Annotated in this window: 1 protein-coding gene; it reads left to right on the top strand. The window is 63.5% G+C overall.

The features are described from left to right. Nucleotides 1-15: 15 nt before the first annotated feature. Nucleotides 16-329: AMP-binding protein (locus SB772_RS39680; RefSeq protein ID WP_410838477.1), on the top strand; the 314-nt coding region annotated here is incomplete at its 3' end.

Here is a 329-nt window from a genome sequence, read left to right as displayed (position 1 = left end):
ACGATGGCCATGCTCGTGCCGACACTGCTCTATCGCCTGCTCGACATGCCCGAGGCGCTCGAGCACGATCTTTCATCGCTGCGCACGGTGCACTACGGAGCGGCGCCGATGAGTCCGGCAAAGCTCAAACCCTTGCAGGAGCGCTTCGGCAATATCTTCGTACAGGTCTACGGATCCACCGAGTGCCTGCAGCCCGTCTCGACACTCGACAAGGCGGATCACGCCAATGCATCGATCGAGCGGCTCGCTTCCGCAGGCCGCATCGCGCCCGGTATCGAGCTACTCGTCGTGGATGAGACGGGCGCGGCGATGCCTGCTGGCAGCATCGA

Origin of the sequence: Paraburkholderia sp. SIMBA_030 (assembly GCF_046535245.1) — a bacterium.
Classification (GTDB): Bacteria; Pseudomonadota; Gammaproteobacteria; order Burkholderiales; family Burkholderiaceae; genus Paraburkholderia.
The sequence above is the reverse complement of the archived record's forward strand: the minus strand, read 5'-3'. Positions and strand labels throughout refer to the sequence as shown.